The following is a 14,973-nucleotide window of genomic DNA, read 5'->3' on the forward strand; positions in this document are numbered from 1 at the left end:
CCTCTTCAGCAGCGCGAGATTTGTCCCGCTCGAAGCTCTCTGTCAGACGCAAGTTGCCAGCTGCCGGTCAATTGATTTTGCAGTAGCTGGCAACTTGCGTCTATTTTGTTATCCTTTTTTACGATTTATCCTCATTTCCGATCCCAGAGTCAGACTAGGTGGACAGATCTCTGCCGCCGGAAGTCTACCTCAATAATGCCTCCCACCGTCTCTGATACAAGCCCTCCCCTTCGCGGCATTCCTCCAGGAACGGCTCTGCCTTCCGCCTCACTTCCTCTTCCGTCAGGTTCCTGCCGCTGATCGCTTCCCAAACCCGGCACAGCTGATTGAGCGAAAATTGCTCCGGCATCAGCAGCAGGGCGATGCCTTCCCGATCCGCCTTCTTTTTCAGGCATTCCAGCGCAAAACCAATGATCTTCGCATGGTCAAACGCCAGCCCGTCGTTGTCAATGATCCGCCACTCTTCCCGGCGGTTCGAAACTGTCACCGTGACCCTCCGCTCCAAGTGGGCCCGAAGCAGCGTTCCTTCATTTATCAACGTTAAGGTATAAAAAAGGCTTCGCCGGATTCCATCGGTCAGATTTTCCTTATGCTCTTCCTGAAGTTTCCATTCCACGGAAAACCAGCGGGCATCCCTGGCGTCGTCGCCTGCTTTAACGGATACCCGGCTCCCATCGATCAGGGCCATATGGGCGCAGCTCATGACCCACATCCGGGGATCCCTTCCCCAATCGCTGAAAACCTGGAGCTGCTCCAAATACCCTTGTTCTACATGGGTCTCCTCAAAAAGTTCCCGGACCGCAGCCTCCTCCGCAGACTCCCCCTCGTTCACAAAACCGCCAGGCAGCGCCCATTGGCCGAGAAACGGATGGCCGCCCCGCTTAACCAGCAGGAGGCGAAGCTCCTGCTTCTCCTTTTTTTGGCTGTCCACAGAAAAGATAACCATGTCCGCCGCCACCGACGGCTTTTTATAGCGGTCCGGGTTGTAGGAAGCTAAAAATTCGGCTTCGGTCAACCCTTTTTTATCTCTCAACTCATCGCTCATTCTCTAAATCCCTTTCCGGCATTCCATAAAACATCCGGCATTCCGGACCGTCAAGATGCCAATTTTACGTCCAATATACCGGGGGAGTCAGCGGTTCGGAGATCCGGACAGCCGTCTCCCGCAGAAAATCATCCAGTTTTGCCAGCGCCCGCTCCCGCAGATCCTCCGGCGCCGGTTCATATGCTTCGGCCAGGCTTCCCGCGATGGCCGCAATCGTATCACTGTCCCCGCCGATGGAAATCGCAAGCCGGATCACATCCGAAAAATCTTCCCCCTCCAGAAACGCCTCGATCGCCTGGGGCACCGACCCTTCACAGCTGACGTCAAACGAATAGGACGGCCGGATTGTATCCAGGGTAAATTTCATGTCGTAGAGTTCTCCTGCATATTTTTGTATTTCCTCTTTTCCGGCTCCGGTCCGGAGCAAATAGATGCAGGCGGCAACCGCTCCGGCTCCCTTAATCCCATACGCATGATTGTGGGTGATCTCCGCGGACAGACGGGCAAATAGTTTGGCTTCCTCCAACGATTCCGCAAGCCAGCCGCAAAAGGAGGCTCTCATAGCCGCTCCATTTCCCCAGCTTCCATAGGGCTCCATGGATCCCTCTCTGGCCCAGGCAAGAAACCGGCCGCCGTACCCGGCGGAAGGGTATCGCAAAGTAAAGTCCCGGACTGACCGGGCAATGGAACTGCGCACCTGAGCCTGCATTTCCTCGTCAACAAAAAGACGGCTGCGGTCCGCCTCTTCCAGCCCGCGGAGAATCCCATCAGCCACCGCGTATGTCAGAACCGAATCATCGGTAAAATGGTCCCGGTCCGTGATCAGCTCTTTTGGTTTCTCCTTTGTATTATGCCACTCATACCAGGAACCGGAAACATCGCCCATCAGGGCGCCGGTCATCAAAAATCCTTGCATTGGAACACCTCCTCACTCTCATTTCCTAGTCTTCTCTGTTTCCTGTGATCCAAACAGCGGATCTTCTTCTTTTGAGAAAAGCATAGCACAAACCGGGCGGGGCTTCAATCCATAGAAAAAAATGACCGGGTGCCAAAGCCCGGCCATTCCGTTTTCCTCATTCTTCATCGTCCTAAGCGTCAGATTCGGGGGCTCCTGCGAACCATCTCTTCCGCCTCATGCGATTCCGCCTTTTTTTGCCTTCGGCAAACTGCTGGAAATCCGTTTCCGGAACATCCGGCCGGCCTGTCGTTTCCGCCGGTGCGCCTGTCTCCCCGTCCGTATTTTTCGTCTCTCCGCCGGCATTTCTAGTCTCTTGGTCCGCTCCCTCGGAGGTGCCGGTAAAATCCACGGCGGCATCGTTTTCTACTGCCGTGGCCGTCGTGGCCGTATCTGTTTTCTCCGCCTGAGCCTCCGTTTGTTCCGCTGAGCGCTTTGTCGGATCCGTTTTCTCCGATATATTCCCGTCCCGACCTTTACACCCGGCAACCAGGAGCAAAACTGCCAGTGCCAAAAGAAACGCCAGTGCCGGCAACCGTTTTCTTCCTCTTCTTTCTTTCATGCCGCCCCCTGAATCAAATCTGCATTTCCTCCGTACTTACATAGCTTCTGGCTAAAGCATATCATAAACCGGAGGCAGATTCAATGGAGCAGGCGGGTCAGCCGTTCTGATCGCCTCCGGACACTTTTCCCTTAGGCAGTACCGCCCCAGATGGGCATTTCTCAAAGCAGTTGCCGCAGTGGAGACAGTGCTCTTGTAAAATCTGATAGGGCATACCGGGGAGAATCGCCTGCTGAGGGCAGCACCCGGCGCAAATCCCACAGCCAGTACAGGCGCCGGTAATCTCGTAGCCTCTCCCTGATCGGGCTCCTTTTCCGATCAGATAGGTTTCCCGAAAAATCGGGCTGACTCCCAGATTAAAATACTCAATTTCCATATCCCGCAGACAAAATACAATTCCAATTTCTCTGGTTTCTCCGGGATACACATTGGCAAGGTATGGCTGCTCTTTAAAAATAGCATCCACCCATTTCTTCTGCTCCCCCGCAGGTGCGGCAAAAGCTTTTCCGGAAACTCGGATCATTTCCTTATATCTGGTGTACCCCAATATCTGCACACGGCCGTCGGAGAGCAATTCCCGGCAGAAACTTTTTCCCCTGGCGGTAAAAAAGCAGAGTGCGTCCGGCTCATAATGAATGGCGCTGATATTGCGCACCTGGGGATTCCCCTCGCCGTCAACCGTAGCAAAGCTCAAAACTCCTACATACTGCAATTTTTTCAGACATGTCAGCGCGTCCATGCGGTTCCGCCTCCCTCAATGATTATGCTCCGCCCGGTCCTCCTCGGCTTCTCCGCCGGATAATCTCCGTCGCAGTAGCCAAGCAATACAAAACAGCGGGCAATATAATTTTCTGGAATTTTCCATTCTTTCAAAAACCCTCTTCCCGCTTCATTGTCAAAGGTCGCCTCCCCTCTGGCAATGATACAGGACGCAATCCCAAGTTCCGTTGCCGCCAGCACCATATTTTCCGCGCAGCAAAAGGCATCCGGAATGCTATATAAAAAATTCTTCGGTCCAAACAGAATGCAGACGGTCGGCGCGCCGTAAAAACCGCTTTTTATGGACGGATCATCAATGATACTTGGCTGATCCTTGGATACATAAGAGCCCGCCAGATTTTCCCGGCTGAATTTTGCAAGATTTAACCTGCCGATCTGGTCGCTCCGTTCCTTGTCGTGGAGAGCGCAAAGAATGGGGCGCTGTCCTCCCCCCGCATTCGGGGCCCAGAGCCCGGCTTCCATAATTTTCTCCAGATCCCCGCGCTCGATTTGCCTATCCTGATACTTTCGGATGGACCGGCGGTATTTCATCAATTGGAATAATTCCATTCCTGTATCTCCTTCCAACATTGCGGGTCGGCGGCATAAAAATTTCCGCTTTTCCCGCTGCCGACGGCCGGGCATCCCCGGCACCATGCTAACAGTTCACATTTTGAGCATTTTTCAAATTTTGTATAGTCTCGATAGTTTTCCATCTGACAGACCCACACATCCGCCAGCCGGTCTTCCAATCCGTTGCCGACTTTACTGTTTTGAACACGGCGGCAGGCATAAATATCACCGTTTGGCAAAATCGTTATATGGCAATTCCCACAATTGCAGCCACCGTAGATGGTCCCTTCCCCTGCGCTATCCGGGATTTTAAAAGTACCTTTTTCATATTCATAAAGAGTCCAAAGATGATCTTTTTTGTTGAAATAAGTCGAACATCCCGCCGCCTCATATTCTTGGAACTTATGGTCACAAATTTCCAGTAGTTCCCGATACTCCTGCGGCGTCATACCCGTGTACTTCTCCTCGCTGGTGGGGCAATAACGGGCAAAAGCAAACACATCCACGTGATGGGCGACAACCGTATCAATGATCGCGGCAACCTCTTTTCTGTTCGTACCCGAAACCGTAGTCATAATTACAGACTGGATGCCCGCTTTATTGATGCAATCAATTTTTTCAAGCGTGCAGGCAAAGGAACCCTGTTTGCGGAACCAATCGTGTGTTTCCTGCATTCCATCCAGGGAAAGCTGATATTTCTGACAGCCGTGATCCCGGAGTCTCCGGCACACTTCATCCGTCAGATGGAAGGGGTTTCCAAGAATCGTAAATGGAATCCCATGCTCCTTCAGCAGAGCCAGCAGTTTCCAAAAATCCGGGTGCAAAATCGGGTCGCCGCCGGTGAGATAAAAGTAAGGAAGACGGTCATATACCTCGCAGAAATCCATGCAATTATAAAAGATCTCCTGTATTTGTGCCCAAGTCATAATATTTAATTTTATCCGGTTATCTTCCGAGAAAATATAGCAATGCTTACACCTCTGGTCGCACTCATCTGTAATGTGCCACTGAAAAGAAAAATACTCTTTCATTATATTATCCTCTTAAAGGGAATGGTTCTCCCTGTTATAAGCGAAGTTCCCGACAGGTCTCCCGCCGGGAACTGATTGAATATGGACTGTTTACTTTGCACCGGCGCCGCAGGCGGTTCCGCAGGCCGCGGGTTTCTCCTCCGGCTTTCCTTCCGTTCCGCAGGCAGTACCGCAGACCGCGGGTTTCTCCTCTGGCTTTCCTTCCGTTCCGCAGGCTGCAGGTTTTTCACCTGCTCCGCAGGCGGAAGCCGGGGCCTGTGCCTTCTTTGTCCATCCAAATAAATTTGAAAGCGCCATCCTTTCTTACCTCCAATCCAGTTTTACGAATCCATTTCCTTATTCGCAATCTTATTGTAAATCATGGCCGCATCAAAAAACAGTACGCACAAATCTATTACTTAGGCACCTTTTGGTAACCTTCTTGCAATATGAATTCACCTATACTATAATTTCAATGTAACATTCCGTTTTGACTATTGGAGGCAACTATAATATGTTAACCAAGGAAGAATTGCCGGAATGTCCGGTGGCCGTCACAGTACAGATTATTGGAAGTAAGTGGAAGCTTTTGATCTTACGGAATTTGCTGCAACGCCCATGGCGTTTCAATGAACTGAGGAAGTCCCTCGCCGGCGTCAGTCAGAAAGTATTGACGGACAGCCTGCGATCCATGGAAGCGGATGGAATCATCACACGTACCGTTTATCCAGAGGTTCCGCCTCATGTCGAATATTCCTTAAATGAATTGGGAGAATCCATGCGTCCGATCATGAAATCCATGGAAGAATGGGGCGTTAGCTATAAAAACAATATGAGATGACTGGATACAGGCCGTCGGATTTTTAATATTGTCGGAGTGGCGATCCCCTGCTTCCTATTGATTTTGTCTTTTTCCGAAATCCCGCATGAGAGCTGCCGCAGCCACTTTTCAGGCGGATTGTCCTCCCCTTTTTGGCTGCCACAGGAAAAAGTGATGTAAATGCAATCTATGCCGATGAGAATGTGTGGCTTAGTCAAAAATTCAGTTGCTCGAATTTTTCGAGTAACTGCCGGCGACGGAAAAGGATACAATACAAAGCATTACAATTTAAAAGCAATTATATCAGTCGGAAACAAAGTGGATTCCCCTCGTGCAGTACAATTTCGTAAATGGGCGAATAATATTATAGAGGAATATACAATCAAGGGCGTCTGTATCGTATCGAACAAAATCTTAAATTTGTTCATCTGAAATACACAAAAGTAAACCCCACCCCCGCTGCTCATGTTTTTGGCATTGTTTCATATTTTGATTGCAGAATTACATTATAATAAAAATGTGCGCGGCATATCAATCTCTACGCCACGCACACTTCGATTCTATTTTTTTATCTCCCCTGGGCAATATTGCAAAGAGATTCTATCTATATCTGCTCCGCCTGATACTTCGTAATCTTCGTCTCCACCTGATACTGTTTCTTCTTCTCTCCCCAGGCTTTGAAATGCTCCGTCTGCTGATGCGTCTTCAGCGCGTCTTCATCTTTCCACACCTCGACTAACAGCAGCTGATCCTCCACGCCGACCGGCTGATAGTAGGTATATTCAATATTTCCCTCCTCCTGCCGGGACATCTCGCCGATCTGAGCTTCCTTTAATGCGGCCTGGAATTCCTCCAGGCTGGTCCCCTTCATCTGAAAATGTACATGTAAGATAATCATAAAATCCTCCTTCCGCCGCAGCGCCGCGGCTATATTAACTTTAATCTACTGATTTTTCCCAATACAGACGGAGGCCAGATAGACTTTTTCCGCCCCGGCCTGTTTCAGAACCCTGGCACATGCCTCCGCTGTGCTTCCGGTGGTAAAAATATCATCCACCAGCAAAATCCGCCTGAGCCCCTGAAGCGTCCCCGTGACCTCCATGGCCTGTTCCAGGTTTCTCTGCCTGGCCTCGGCGTTCAGCTCTTTCTGGGCTGTGGTTTTCTTTTTCCGGATCAGCACGCTCTCCCAAACAGGAAGTCTCAGCTTCTCCCCGATCCGCTCCGCCAGCACCTCCGCCTGGTTATAGCCGCGGAACCGCTCTCTGCTTTTATGAGCGGGCACAGGGAAAACCGCCTGAGGCCGCCAGCGCCGGAGCCGGTCGCCATACCGCTTCACCAATTCTTCCGCATAGAAATCCGCGTATTCGGGCCGTCCTCCATATTTAAATCCCTGGATGGATTTCTTCGCGGCCGCATCATAGTTTAATAACGCCACGCCGCCGTCAAAGGAACGGCCCCGCTTGGCACAGTCGTAGCAGTCCTCCATCTCCGGCTCTAAAATCTCTTTCCCGCAGTGCATACAGGTCGGCTCTTTTACATAGGAAAACAGTTTCCGACATTCCGGACAGATCAGTCCTCCCCTTGGCTTTACAATATCTCCGCAGGCTGGGCAGCGCCTGGGGTAAAGCCATTCAAGAACCCGGCTTCTTCCAGCTTCCAATCCTCCACCTCCCGGATACAGTCGGTAAGTCCGGAGTAGCGTTTTTGCTCCTCCGCATTGTCCACCATGGCCTGAAAGGCTTCCGGCAGCCCGACGATGCAGACGCAAGACCTGGCCCGCGTCACGGCCGTATAGATCAGATTCCGATTCATCAACATGCGGGGGCCGGTCAAAACCGGGATCACAACCGCCGGATACTCGCTTCCTTGCGCCTTGTGCACCGTCACCGCATAGGCTAGTTCCAGCTCGTCCGCCTGCTTGAACGGATAAGACACCAGGCGGCCCTCATCGAATTCCACCAAAAGTTCCTCGGAAAAAAGGTTCATCTCCCGGATGGTGCCCATGTCGCCGTTGAACACACCGGTTCCCTTCTCCTTGGGAATCCCGTAGGAATCCCTCATCTCCCATTCCACCTGATAGTTGTTCCGGATCTGCATGACCTTGTCGCCTTCCCGGAAGATTCCCTGGGGAAACTGCTTCTCTTTTTTAGAAGCATCGGGCGGATTCAGAAAATGCTGGAGCACACTGTTTAGATGTTCCACCCCCAGCACGCCTTTCCGCATCGGCGTCAGAACCTGGATATCAAAAGGTTTCGCATGGACATAGCCCGGAAGCTTATCCCGGACGAGGCCAATCACCGCATTGATCACCTGATTGGCCTCGTTCCGTTTGACGAACAGAAAATCCCGGCTCCGCTTATCCGCATTGATCCAATCCCCATCGTGGATCCGATGGGCGTTTAAAACGATATCGCTTGCTTCCTCCTGCCGGAAGATCCTGGTCAGGCACACTACATGAAAGCTCTCGGAATCAATGATATCCCGCAGAACATTGCCCGGCCCGACCGACGGGAGCTGACTCGCGTCCCCGACCAAGATCAGCCGGGTTCCCACCTGTACCGCCTTTAAAAGCGAGTAAAACAAGTGAATGTCCACCATGGACATCTCGTCGATCACAACCACATCCGCGTCCAGAGGATTGGACTCGTTCCGCTCAAAACGCACCGACGCGTCGGAACCTTCCCCGCCGGGCATCCCCGAAAACTCCAGCATCCGATGAATGGTCCTGGCTTCGAACCCGGTGGCTTCGGTCATGCGCTTAGCTGCCCTTCCGGTGGGCGCCGCCAGCTGAATCTCCAGACCGGCCTGCTCGAAATACCGGAGGATCGCGTTGATCGTCGTGGTCTTGCCGGTGCCCGGTCCGCCGGTGATCACAGTCACCCCGCCGCGGACCGCGACCTGCACCGCCTCCCGCTGCAAATCGTCCAGTTCCACGCCCTCTTCCCTCTCGCACTTGAGGAGGAATTCTTCCAGTTCTTTTTCGTCGGCTTCATAATCCACGTCGAGATCCTTCAACATCTTGGCCGTGTTCATCTCCATATAGTAATACATGGCTGTATAGACCGCCGGCTCCCCGTTTTTCTCCTTCACCACCAGGCGCTTGTCCAGCACCAGATCCATGATGTGCTTGTCCATCGCGCCGTCCGGCACGTCCAGCAAAAGAGACGCATTCCGGAGCAGTTCCTCCTCCGGCAGATAGACGTGGCCGGAAGAAACCGCCCGCATCAGGGTATAATAAATCCCGCTCCGAATCCGAAAATCCGAATCCGTGTGGATTCCGGCCTTCTGGGCGATCTCGTCCGCAATCTTAAATCCAACGCCGGGAATATCATCCGCGATCTGATACGGATTCGTTTGAACAAGACTGTAGAGCTGCGGTCCATATTTTTCATAGATTTTTACAGCTAGATTCAGGGAAATTCCATATTGCTGGAGAAAGAGCATCGCCTGGCGCAGTTCCCGTTTTTCCGCCACCTGAACGGCTATCTGCCGGGCGCCGTTTTCGCTGATGCCTTTCACCTCGGACAGGCGTTCCGGCTCTTCGTCAATGATGCGGAGGGTGTCCGCCTTGAATTTTTTCACGATGCGGGCCGCCAGCTGGGGACCGATGCCCTTCACCGCACCGGAACCCAGATAGCGCTCAATAGAAATGACGTCCTCCGGAGCCGTCACCTGATACCGCTCCACAGACAACTGTTCCCCATATAGGGGATGGCTGGTAAATGTCCCCTCGGCTTCAAGGGGTTCGCCTTCGCTTACATGGGGAAGTATTCCTACCAATGTATAGGTTTCGGAATCTGTCGTCAGTTCCAGAACCGTGTAGCCGTTTTCCTTGTTGCGGTAAACGATATGCTCCACATATCCTTTCACAGTTTCCATTCATGCCTCCGTCTGCCGGCCGGGCCGGATTACTTCTTATTAATATCCGACTTCGCCTCATGAATGAATTCGATAAATTTGCCGGTGCCGATGGCAACCACGTTCATCGGCTCCTCGGCGATCATCGTATTGATGCCGGTCTTTTCCTCGATCAGCTCGTCCAATCCGCCGAGCAGGCTGCCGCCGCCGGTCATCACGATTCCGCGCTCATAGACGTCCGCCGCCAGCTCCGGGGGCGTGCGCTCCAGCACATTGTGGACGGATTCCACAATCTTTAAGGCAGGCTCCTTCAAAGCCTCCATCATCTCATCGGATGTGATGGTCATGGTCTTCGGCAGACCGGTCACCAGATTCCGGCCGCGGACATCCATGGTCAGCATCTCCGGGCGCGGATAAGCGCAGCCAATGTTGATCTTGATTTCCTCTGCCGTTCTCTCACCGATCAGAAGGTTATGCTTCTTTCTCATATAGCGGACGATCGCTTCGTCGAAATCATCGCCGGCCACCTTCACCGAAGTGCTGACGACGGTACCGCCCAGGGAAATCACCGCGATATCCGAAGTACCGCCGCCGATGTCCACGATCATATTGCCGCAGGCCTTGGAAATGTCGATACCGGCGCCGATGGCGGCCGCTACCGGCTCCTCAATGATGCTGACCTCGCGGGCGCCCGCCTGATAAGTCGCATCCTCCACGGCCTTTTTCTCCACCTCAGTGGCTCCGCTGGGAATGCAGACGCTGATCCTCGGTTTTCTCAGGGTCTTCTTCCCCATGGCCTTCTTGATAAAATACTTTAACATCTTTTCGGTGATGGCGTAATCGGAAATCACGCCCTGACGCAGAGGGCGGATCGCCACGATGTTGCCCGGCGTACGGCCAATCATTTTCCGGGCCTCTTCACCGATTTCCTTGATCTCGTTCGTGTCCCGGTCGAAAGCAACGACCGAGGGCTCCTTTAATACAATTCCTTTTCCTTTTATATAGACCAGAATGCTGGCTGTTCCCAAATCAATTCCGATGTCCATGGAAAGCATAGATGAATACCTCCTTTTTTACGGTCTCGTTTCTATTATATACAAATCACCGCCTTTTTCAAATGGTTTTTCTCTTAAGATTGAAATTAATGCGCGCGCCGCAGGCGGAAAGCAGGCCCGGCCTGCGCAGTTTGTCGAGCCCGCTTTCTTTCTGTCGAAAATGGCCGCTTTCGGCATCCTGCGGCGCTTAGAATCCCAGCGTTTTCAAAAACTCCGAAGACGCCACGCCGTCACTCCCTATGAATGGAGCTTGTCCAGGAAATGGAGAATGGCGGCTGCCGCAAGGCTTGCCAGAACTCCGATCACAAAATCTGTCATAAGGTGAATCCTCCTTTCTTATCCTCCTTGAGGCCTCACCTTAAATATGACAGAATGAAAGCAAAAAATTTTTTCGCATGCAGGAAATTTTCATCCACCGACCACAGGAATGTGTGGTTTTATGTGTTTTACCTACTTTTCTTTTGTGGTTTTCTTGATTCATCCATGTCCTTTTTCATTTCGCTTAATAATTGCAATATTTTAACGTTTAAATCATATTTTATTTATAGATATTTTATACTTTGTTTGTGATTTTGCGTCCCTACGATCCCAAAAATCTCCTTTGGCCCAAATTTACAGCCACAAAAAAGGGAACGGAGCCAATCCACAGCGGAACTGGCTCCATTCCCTTTTCTCATATCTCAACCGGTAATTCGGCAATCGTTGGGGGGATTGGCGGTGGGAACGGGGAATCCCACCGCCAACGAGCATAAAAAAGCTTTTTCACCACGAAAAGTGGTATATAGGAAGTATAAAACGTATATGTGAATAAATTATGAACATCTTAAGAAAAACGTAAGGTTTTTTACAAATTTTGTCGGAAGAGGGAACACTCAATGTGTTCATTTGTAGTTACATGATGTTTTTAGCCGAGAACGATCCAGATGTTGTTGAAAGGGGTTCCATTTTGTGGATATTTCTGTGTTTTGCCAACAACCGGAAGGCAGCCGCGCGTGAAATCCCTCCGGAACAGCTTGACAGAACAGCGGCTTCTTCGTTATAATTCGAATTCAATATCATTGCATTCAGGAAGCAAACGCAGGGCAGAACAACAAAATGACGGGACAAGGTGATTGAAAATGGCAATGTGGAATCCATGGCGCGGCTGTCACAGGCACAGCGAAGGCTGTCAATACTGTTATATCCATAAAGGCGACTTCAAGCGCGGGGTTGATACGAACCAAATTGTAAAGACAGACAATTTCTATGCTCCTGTCGCGAAAAACAAGTCGGGAGCCTACAAGATCAAATCGGGACAACTGGTGTATCTCTGTTTTTCCACTGATTTTTTGATTGAGGACGCCGATCATTGGCGCGAAGAGTGCTGGCGTATGATACAGGAGCGCCAGGACCTGCACTTTCTCTTTCTGACCAAACGGATCGAGCGTTTTCTCGACTGTATTCCAGAAGACTGGAACGACGGATATGACAATGTGACCGTCGGCTGCACAGTTGAAAATCAAAGCCGGGCGGATGAACGGCTTTCCCTTTTTCAGAAGCTTCCCATCAAGCATCGGAATATCATCTGTCAGCCGCTGATCGGCCCGATCGATCTTTCCGCCTATTTGGAGAATACCGAGTTGGTTGTGGTTGGCGGCGAGTCAGATAAGAATGCCAGGCCCCTGAATTATCAGTGGGTGCTTGCCATCCGGGAACAATGCGTTTCTCATCATGTGCATTTTGAATTCCGGCAGTGCGGGACGCATTTTATCAAAGACGGCAAAACCTATACCTTAAATGTCCGTGATCTGTGCAGCCAGGCAAGAAAAGCCGGAATCAACTGTTGAACCGGTAAATCAGGGTTTTGCGGACAGAAAGCAAGAACCCGCGACCTTGCCGCAAAAGGCAAGCAATGACCTCTCTTTTTTGTGCAAGCAGAGAGAGGAAAAGTTATAGGAAAAGCATTATAATAAGAAACGTACATGGATCTGCAAAAAAGGAGGCGTCCCGATGGAATGGGTGGAGCGATTAAACCAGAGCATGAATTACATTGAGGAACATTTGACGGAGGAAATTGACTATGAACAGCTTGGACGGATCGCCTGCTGCTCTGCCTATCATTATCAACGAATGTTTACCTATATGGCAGGCATTTCCCTGGCAGAGTATATCCGCCGGCGAAAAATGTCACTGGCGGCGGTGGATCTGAGGGAGGGGAAGGAGCGGGTGATTGATGTAGCCGCGAAATACGGTTATCATTCCCCCACCGCATTCAACCGGGCGTTCCAGGCTTTTCACGGGATTGCCCCATCGTCGGTGAAAATCGAAGGCGCAGCCGTAAAGTCTTTTTCTCCCATTGTATTTCGAATTGCTGTGAAAGGAGCAACAGAAATGAATTATCGAATAGAAACCAAAGATGCTTTTCGTATTATCGGTGTATCCGCACCGCTTGACAAAGAAATAGAAAACAATTTTATGGTGGTGCCGAAGCTGTGGCAGGATGCCGCCGAAAGCGGAATCATTCAAAAATTGGCGGGCATGATGGACGCGCCGCCGATGGGGCTTTTGGGGGTCAGCGCCTGCCATGATGCAGACCAGTGGCGCTATTTTATCGCGGTTTCCAGCACCAAGAAAAGCGACGAATTTGAGGAATACGCGGTCCCCGCGTCCACCTGGGCCATTTTCTCCGGAACAGGAACGAACCAGTCCATTCAGGAATTGGAACAGCGCATCATAACGGAATGGCTTCCGACTTCCGGATATGAGTACGCCGACGCTCCGGACCTTGAGGTCTATCTCAATCCGGACCCGCAAAACGCGCAGTACGAGGTATGGATTCCCGTGACAAGAAAACAGGCATAAAGAGAGGTGTTTATGGATGAAAAATTCTGTCTATTTCTGGAAACTGTTGATGACCGTTATCGCGATTTCGTAAATCAAATCCACGCGTATTTAACGGAAAAAGGCTGCAAGTGCAAGATCCAAACCGCGAAAAGCGGGTATACCGTATCGTATGTATTCAACAATAACAGGACTTTCGCGACCTTTCTGTCACGAAAAACAGGGATGAAGCTGCGGATCTATCCCAAACAGCTTCAAAAATACCAAGGATTTTTGGACTCTCTTCCGGAAAAGATGAAAGAGGAAATCAAAAAATCCTCTGTCTGCAAACGACTGGTCAATCCCGACGAATGCAATCCAAAATGCGTGATGGGATACGCCTTTATCATGGATGGCGAACCTTACCAGAAATGCCGCCATATGGCGTTTCAGCCTACCCTGAGCGAGGAAAACAATCCGTTCCTGCTGCGTTTCTTGGAATACGAGCTTGAGAACAGCTGCTGAGCCTCTCACTCTTTGTCCTTTGCCTCTTTTTTTTGCTGCCTTTGAATCCGAAGCATCTCCCGACGGAACGCCGCCTGTTTTTTCAGCATATGGAAGCTGTCCCGATAGCGGCCTGATGTTGCGGTCGGGTTCCGCTTCAACATGCCGGAGGAAGACTCCTGGGCTTTCCTTAGCAGCTCCTCAACCTGATGACCGGCAAGCTTTGCCTTTTCCCGGACCATCTGGTATCCCGGATTTTCCTCCCGGCGCGCTCTCTCGATTCCTCTGGCCGTCCACCAATCATCCAGGCGTTTTTCCCAGGCCTCGGTTCTTCCTTCCGCCTTATCCTCCATATTCTGACGGATCAATTCCAGCCTCTCGCTGATGGCCTGGGCCGCGTCGTCCATGCGCTCACCCAGCTGTTCGTAGGCTTCCCGCAGCTGCGCCTCCATTTCTGCTTTGGCCTTCTCCAGAGCAGACAGGACTTTGGCAAGATCCAGAGCCGCCTTGACCGAAATCACGGTGTCGTAGACAAACGCCGCGCCGATCGTGCCGTCCAAAACTGCCAGAAGAACAAAGGGCATCGCCATCACCATCTGTTCTAAGGGCTTATGGGCGATCTCCGTCAAAAACAGGGTAAGAACCCCCCAGAACAGGGAGGATTTTAGACAGATCACACCTTTATAATTCCATTTCTGGTTGCTGTAATCCCAATACTTGACCTTAAAAATGGCCTCCATCCCCAGCCCCACCACCAATTCCAAAAGGGTGGCTCCGACCACGCCGGAAAGGTAGGTCAGAATCAGGTTCCCCCGAAACGGCAGGGAGGCAAAGAGCATGATCACTGCGCCCGATCCGTACAGCGGCAGCATGGGAAGATGCAAAAAACCGCGGTTTACCCACCGCTTTTCTTTCACGGAGACGAAACAGCTTTCCCAGATCCAACCGATAAAGCAATAAATAAAAAAGAACAGCATCCACTGCAAAGGAGTGTAGGAATACATAAAATCCTCTTTTCTGCGCATTCATGGCA

Annotated in this window: 17 protein-coding genes; 5 read left to right on the top strand and 12 right to left on the bottom strand. The window is 51.2% G+C overall.

What is annotated here, in order from left to right; translation table 11 throughout:
• Positions 1-184: 184 nt before the first annotated feature.
• From MUB23_RS06625 to acgA, 7 genes are all read right to left on the bottom strand, one after another.
• The gene (locus MUB23_RS06625) at positions 185-1,045 is read right to left on the bottom strand and encodes an NUDIX hydrolase (RefSeq protein ID WP_280515680.1); all 861 of its coding nucleotides are present in this window, start codon (positions 1,043-1,045) and stop codon (positions 185-187) included.
• 64 nt (positions 1,046-1,109) lie between these two features.
• Positions 1,110-1,961, bottom strand: a complete 852-nt coding sequence (locus MUB23_RS06630; protein WP_244799589.1) for an ADP-ribosylglycohydrolase family protein — start codon at positions 1,959-1,961, stop codon at positions 1,110-1,112.
• Between the two features lie 172 nt (positions 1,962-2,133).
• Entirely contained in the window at positions 2,134-2,562 is a 429-nt protein-coding gene (locus MUB23_RS06635; protein WP_244799590.1) for a hypothetical protein, read from the bottom strand.
• A 97-nt stretch (positions 2,563-2,659) separates the two neighbouring features.
• A complete protein-coding gene (locus MUB23_RS06640) occupies positions 2,660-3,301 on the bottom strand; it encodes a pyridoxamine 5'-phosphate oxidase family protein (protein WP_244799591.1) in 642 nt (213 codons plus the stop codon).
• A complete protein-coding gene (locus MUB23_RS06645) occupies positions 3,289-3,891 on the bottom strand; it encodes a nitroreductase family protein (protein ID WP_244799592.1) in 603 nt (200 codons plus the stop codon). Before MUB23_RS06645 ends, MUB23_RS06640 begins: the two co-directional genes overlap by 13 nt.
• On the bottom strand, positions 3,873-4,925 hold the full coding sequence (gene acgM / locus MUB23_RS06650; RefSeq protein WP_244799593.1) for a radical SAM/SPASM domain protein, ACGX system: 1,053 nt from the start codon (positions 4,923-4,925) through the stop codon (positions 3,873-3,875). Before acgM ends, MUB23_RS06645 begins: the two co-directional genes overlap by 19 nt.
• A gap of 90 nt (positions 4,926-5,015) precedes the next feature.
• Positions 5,016-5,222 (bottom strand): ACGX-repeat peptide, encoded by a 207-nt coding sequence (gene acgA, locus MUB23_RS06655; RefSeq protein ID WP_244799594.1) that lies wholly within the window; start codon positions 5,220-5,222, stop codon positions 5,016-5,018.
• 196 nt (positions 5,223-5,418) lie between these two features.
• Here acgA and MUB23_RS06660 point away from each other — a divergent pair, with 196 nt between their 5' ends.
• Both MUB23_RS06660 and rhuM read left to right on the top strand, forming a co-directional pair.
• The gene (locus tag MUB23_RS06660; RefSeq protein WP_244799595.1) at positions 5,419-5,745 is read left to right on the top strand and encodes a winged helix-turn-helix transcriptional regulator; all 327 of its coding nucleotides are present in this window, start codon (positions 5,419-5,421) and stop codon (positions 5,743-5,745) included.
• 180 nt (positions 5,746-5,925) lie between these two features.
• The gene (gene rhuM, locus MUB23_RS06665; protein ID WP_330641818.1) at positions 5,926-6,156 is read left to right on the top strand and encodes a RhuM family protein; all 231 of its coding nucleotides are present in this window, start codon (positions 5,926-5,928) and stop codon (positions 6,154-6,156) included.
• Between the two features lie 172 nt (positions 6,157-6,328).
• On the opposite strand, the gene MUB23_RS06670 is transcribed toward rhuM, so the two are convergent.
• From MUB23_RS06670 to MUB23_RS06685, 4 genes are read right to left on the bottom strand one after another with little or no spacing between them, the layout of a single operon-like run.
• Positions 6,329-6,622, bottom strand: coding sequence for a putative quinol monooxygenase (locus tag MUB23_RS06670; RefSeq protein WP_244799596.1), 294 nt, complete (start codon positions 6,620-6,622; stop codon positions 6,329-6,331).
• A gap of 45 nt (positions 6,623-6,667) precedes the next feature.
• The gene (locus tag MUB23_RS06675; protein ID WP_244799597.1) at positions 6,668-7,384 is read right to left on the bottom strand and encodes a ComF family protein; all 717 of its coding nucleotides are present in this window, start codon (positions 7,382-7,384) and stop codon (positions 6,668-6,670) included.
• Complete coding sequence (gene recD2, locus MUB23_RS06680; RefSeq protein ID WP_244799598.1) at positions 7,312-9,603, bottom strand: SF1B family DNA helicase RecD2; 2,292 nt, start codon at positions 9,601-9,603, stop codon at positions 7,312-7,314. The genes MUB23_RS06675 and recD2 overlap by 73 nt, the downstream gene beginning before the upstream one ends.
• A 29-nt stretch (positions 9,604-9,632) precedes the next feature.
• Positions 9,633-10,637, bottom strand: coding sequence for a rod shape-determining protein (locus MUB23_RS06685; protein WP_244799599.1), 1,005 nt, complete (start codon positions 10,635-10,637; stop codon positions 9,633-9,635).
• A gap of 1,118 nt (positions 10,638-11,755) precedes the next feature.
• Here MUB23_RS06685 and MUB23_RS06690 point away from each other — a divergent pair.
• From MUB23_RS06690 to MUB23_RS06700, 3 genes are all read left to right on the top strand, one after another.
• Complete coding sequence (locus MUB23_RS06690; protein WP_244799600.1) at positions 11,756-12,463, top strand: DUF5131 family protein; 708 nt, start codon at positions 11,756-11,758, stop codon at positions 12,461-12,463.
• 163 nt (positions 12,464-12,626) lie between these two features.
• On the top strand, positions 12,627-13,478 hold the full coding sequence (locus MUB23_RS06695) for an AraC family transcriptional regulator (protein WP_244799601.1): 852 nt from the start codon (positions 12,627-12,629) through the stop codon (positions 13,476-13,478).
• 204 nt (positions 13,479-13,682) lie between these two features.
• Positions 13,683-13,961 carry a hypothetical protein gene (locus MUB23_RS06700; protein ID WP_244799602.1) on the top strand — a complete coding sequence of 93 codons (279 nt, stop codon included), beginning with the start codon at positions 13,683-13,685 and terminating at the stop codon, positions 13,959-13,961.
• 5 nt (positions 13,962-13,966) lie between these two features.
• Here the strand turns inward: MUB23_RS06700 and MUB23_RS06705 are convergent, their stop codons facing one another.
• Positions 13,967-14,944, bottom strand: a complete 978-nt coding sequence (locus MUB23_RS06705) for a putative ABC transporter permease (RefSeq protein WP_244799603.1) — start codon at positions 14,942-14,944, stop codon at positions 13,967-13,969.
• Between the last annotated feature and the right edge of the window lie 29 nt (positions 14,945-14,973).

The sequence above is a fragment of the Cuneatibacter sp. NSJ-177 genome (assembly GCF_022867805.1).
Taxonomy (GTDB): domain Bacteria; phylum Bacillota; class Clostridia; order Lachnospirales; family Lachnospiraceae; genus Pseudolachnospira.

What these genes read in the sequence shown, in the direction of transcription:
- MUB23_RS06625 (WP_280515680.1), bottom strand. Translation starts at nt 1,045, where the DNA reads ATGAGCGATGAGTTGAGAGATAAAAAAGGGTTGACCGAAGCCGAATTT.
- acgM (WP_244799593.1), bottom strand. Translation starts at nt 4,925, where the DNA reads ATGAAAGAGTATTTTTCTTTTCAGTGGCACATTACAGATGAGTGCGAC.
- MUB23_RS06670 (WP_244799596.1), bottom strand. Translation starts at nt 6,622, where the DNA reads ATGATTATCTTACATGTACATTTTCAGATGAAGGGGACCAGCCTGGAG.
- MUB23_RS06700 (WP_244799602.1), top strand. Translation starts at nt 13,683, where the DNA reads ATGAAGCTGCGGATCTATCCCAAACAGCTTCAAAAATACCAAGGATTT.
- MUB23_RS06660 (WP_244799595.1), top strand. Translation starts at nt 5,419, where the DNA reads ATGTTAACCAAGGAAGAATTGCCGGAATGTCCGGTGGCCGTCACAGTA.
- acgA (WP_244799594.1), bottom strand. Translation starts at nt 5,222, where the DNA reads ATGGCGCTTTCAAATTTATTTGGATGGACAAAGAAGGCACAGGCCCCG.
- MUB23_RS06640 (WP_244799591.1), bottom strand. Translation starts at nt 3,301, where the DNA reads ATGGACGCGCTGACATGTCTGAAAAAATTGCAGTATGTAGGAGTTTTG.
- MUB23_RS06695 (WP_244799601.1), top strand. Translation starts at nt 12,627, where the DNA reads ATGGAATGGGTGGAGCGATTAAACCAGAGCATGAATTACATTGAGGAA.
- MUB23_RS06635 (WP_244799590.1), bottom strand. Translation starts at nt 2,562, where the DNA reads ATGAAAGAAAGAAGAGGAAGAAAACGGTTGCCGGCACTGGCGTTTCTT.
- MUB23_RS06705 (WP_244799603.1), bottom strand. Translation starts at nt 14,944, where the DNA reads ATGTATTCCTACACTCCTTTGCAGTGGATGCTGTTCTTTTTTATTTAT.
- MUB23_RS06630 (WP_244799589.1), bottom strand. Translation starts at nt 1,961, where the DNA reads ATGCAAGGATTTTTGATGACCGGCGCCCTGATGGGCGATGTTTCCGGT.
- recD2 (WP_244799598.1), bottom strand. Translation starts at nt 9,603, where the DNA reads ATGGAAACTGTGAAAGGATATGTGGAGCATATCGTTTACCGCAACAAG.
- MUB23_RS06645 (WP_244799592.1), bottom strand. Translation starts at nt 3,891, where the DNA reads ATGGAATTATTCCAATTGATGAAATACCGCCGGTCCATCCGAAAGTAT.
- MUB23_RS06685 (WP_244799599.1), bottom strand. Translation starts at nt 10,637, where the DNA reads ATGCTTTCCATGGACATCGGAATTGATTTGGGAACAGCCAGCATTCTG.
- rhuM (WP_330641818.1), top strand. Translation starts at nt 5,926, where the DNA reads ATGTGTGGCTTAGTCAAAAATTCAGTTGCTCGAATTTTTCGAGTAACT.
- MUB23_RS06690 (WP_244799600.1), top strand. Translation starts at nt 11,756, where the DNA reads ATGGCAATGTGGAATCCATGGCGCGGCTGTCACAGGCACAGCGAAGGC.